Here is a 2990-nt window from a genome sequence, read left to right as displayed (position 1 = left end):
TTCGCCGCGATCCGCGAGAACCAGGGGCGCGCGGCGGCCGGCATCCGCGACGGCCGGGACTGGGGCGCGGCCATTCCCGACGAGGTGACCCCCGACTTCGTCCGCGCCGAGATCGCCGCAGGCCGCGCGATCCTGCCCGCCAACATCAACCACCCCGAGCTTGAGCCGATGGTCATCGGCCGCAACTTCCTGACCAAGATCAACGCGAACATGGGCACCTCGGCCGTCACCTCGTCGATGCAAGAGGAGGTGGACAAGCTGGTCTGGGCGATCCGCTGGGGCGCGGACACGGTGATGGACCTGTCGACGGGACGCAACATCCACAACACCCGCGAATGGATCCTGCGCAATGCGCCGGTGCCGATCGGCACGGTGCCGATCTACCAGGCGCTGGAAAAGGTCGGCGGCGTGCCCGAGGACCTGACATGGGACCTGTTCCGCGACACGCTGATCGAACAGGCCGAACAGGGGGTGGATTACTTCACCATCCATGCCGGGCTCCGTCTGCACCACATCCCGCTGACCGTGGATCGGGTGACCGGCATCGTCAGCCGGGGCGGCTCGATCATGGCCAGATGGTGCCTCGCGCATCACCGCGAAAGTTTCCTTTACACGCATTTCGCCGAGATCTGCGCGATCTGCGCCGCCTATGACATCAGCCTGTCGCTGGGCGACGGGTTGCGCCCCGGCTCGATCGCCGATGCCAATGACGCCGCGCAATTTGCGGAACTGGAAACGCTGGGCGAGTTGACGAAAATCGCCTGGAACCATGACGTTCAGGTGATGATCGAGGGGCCGGGCCACGTGCCCATGCACAAGATCAAGGAGAACGTGGACAGGCAGCTTGCCCTGTGCGGCGGGGCACCGTTCTACACGCTGGGCCCGCTGACCACCGACATCGCGCCGGGCTATGACCATATCACCTCGGCCATCGGGGCGGCGATGATCGGATGGTTCGGCACGGCGATGCTGTGCTATGTCACGCCCAGGGAACATCTGGGCCTGCCCGACCGTGACGATGTCAAGACCGGCGTCATCGCCTACAAGATCGCCGCCCATGCCGCCGATCTGGCCAAGGGCCATCCCGCCGCGCGCGCCCGCGACGACGCGCTCAGCCGCGCCCGCTTCGCCTTTCGCTGGGAGGACCAGTTCAACCTCTCGCTCGACCCGGACAGGGCGCGGGCCCTGCATGACGAGACGCTGCCCAGACAGGCACACAAGCTGGCGCATTTCTGTTCCATGTGCGGGCCGAAATTCTGCTCGATGAAGATCAGTCAGGACATCCGCGACGCCGCGCGGGCCCAGGGCATGGCCGAGATGGCAGACCGGTTCCGGCAAACCGGCGCGCTTTACCTGCCCATCGGCACGGGGCAGGCAGATTAGCCGCCTGCCAGGCCCGATGCGCCCGGCGGTGCGGCCCCCGGTCTGACGGCCGGGGGACGGTTCGGGGCGGTCATGCGGCCCATCGCGCTTGACCTGCCCTGCCGAACCGGACCAGATCGGCGGGCGCGCGCACGCGCCCGCCGCCCCCGGACGACCACCCGGGCCATGGCCCGACGCATTGAAAAGAGACCCGTTTCCATGATCCATCCCGTCATTCTTTGCGGCGGCTCGGGCACAAGGCTGTGGCCCGCCTCGCGCAAGGCCTATCCGAAGCAGTTTGCGCCCCTGATCGGCGCGGAAAGCCTGTACCAGCAGACGTTGCGCCGCTTTGCCGGGCCGGATTTCGCGCGGCCGCTGGTCATGACCGGCGAGGAGTTCCGCTTCATGGCGGCCGAGCAGGCCGCGAGCCTGGGGCTGTCGGATGCGAAGGTGGTGATCGAGCCGGTGGCGCGCGACACCGCGCCCGCGATCCTGACCGCGGCGCTGATCCTGGCCGATGACCCCGGGGCGCGGATGCTGGTCGCGCCTTCGGATCATGTGATCGGCGATCTGCCGGGCTTCCTGTCTGCGGTTGCCGCGGGGACGGATGCGGCGCGGGATGGCTGCCTTGTCACCTTCGGCGTCCCCCCCGACCGGCCCGAGACCGGATATGGCTATCTGGAACTCGCCGCAGAGCCTGTTCCGGGCGAAACGGTGTCCCTGAAAAGCTTTCGCGAAAAGCCCGACCAGGAAACGGCCGAGGCCTTCCTGGCGGCGGGGACCTATCTGTGGAATGCCGGGATCTTCCTGTTCCGCGCGGCCGATGTGATCGCCGCCTTCGAGGCGCATGCCCCCGACCTGGTCGCGCCCTGCCGCGCGGCGATCGAAAAGGGGCGTGAGGATCTGGGCTTCCTGCGGCTCGACGCGGCGGCCTATGGGCAGGCGCGGGCGATCTCGTTCGACTACGCGATCATGGAAAAGGCTGAGCGGGTGGCGGCGGTGCCGCTGACGGGGGGGTGGTCGGATCTGGGCTCGTGGGATGCGATCTGGCAGACCCGCGCGCCCGACGAAAACGGGGTCGCGACCGACGGGCCGGTGACCGCGATCGAGTGTTCCGACAGCTACCTGCGCTCGGAAGAGGGCAACATGCAGCTGGTGGGCCTGGGGCTTTCGGGCATCGTCGCGGTGGCGATGCGCGATGCGGTGCTGGTGGCCGACAAGTCCCGCGCCCAGGACGTCAAGGCGGTGGTCTCGGCGCTGCGGGAAGCCGGGGTGGCGCAGGCCGACGAATATCCGCGCTTTCACCGGCCCTGGGGCTGGTACGAGAGGCTGTGCCTGGGCGGGCGCTTCCAGGTCAAGCGGATCATGGTCAAGCCGGGCGGCGTGCTGTCCCTGCAAAGCCATATGCACCGGTCGGAACACTGGATCGTGGTCGAGGGCACCGCCGAGGTCACCATCGGCGAGGAGGTGCGCCTGGTGACCGAGAACCAGGGCGTCTACATCCCGCTGGGCACCGTTCACCGGATGGCGAACCGCGGCCGGTTGCCGATGTACCTGATCGAGGTGCAGACCGGCAGCTATCTCGGCGAGGACGACATCATCCGCTACCAGGACATCTACGACCGGGG

General features: G+C 68.0%; 2 protein-coding genes. Both read left to right on the top strand.

All coding sequences use genetic code 11. From position 1 onward, the window contains the following. Window positions 1-1383 (top strand): phosphomethylpyrimidine synthase ThiC (gene thiC, locus ENN83_RS06085; RefSeq protein WP_287185234.1); only part of this gene is annotated, 1383 nt, incomplete at its 5' end. Window positions 1384-1581: 198 nt separating this feature from the next. After that, window positions 1582-2990, top strand: a 1409-nt coding sequence (locus ENN83_RS06080) for a mannose-1-phosphate guanylyltransferase/mannose-6-phosphate isomerase (protein WP_287185232.1), incomplete at its 3' end; no start/stop codon positions are given.

The sequence above is a fragment of the Rhodovulum sp. genome, assembly GCF_011048875.1.
Lineage (GTDB): Bacteria > Pseudomonadota > Alphaproteobacteria > Rhodobacterales > Rhodobacteraceae > Rhodovulum > Rhodovulum tesquicola.
The sequence above is the reverse complement of the archived record's forward strand: the minus strand, read 5'-3'. Positions and strand labels throughout refer to the sequence as shown.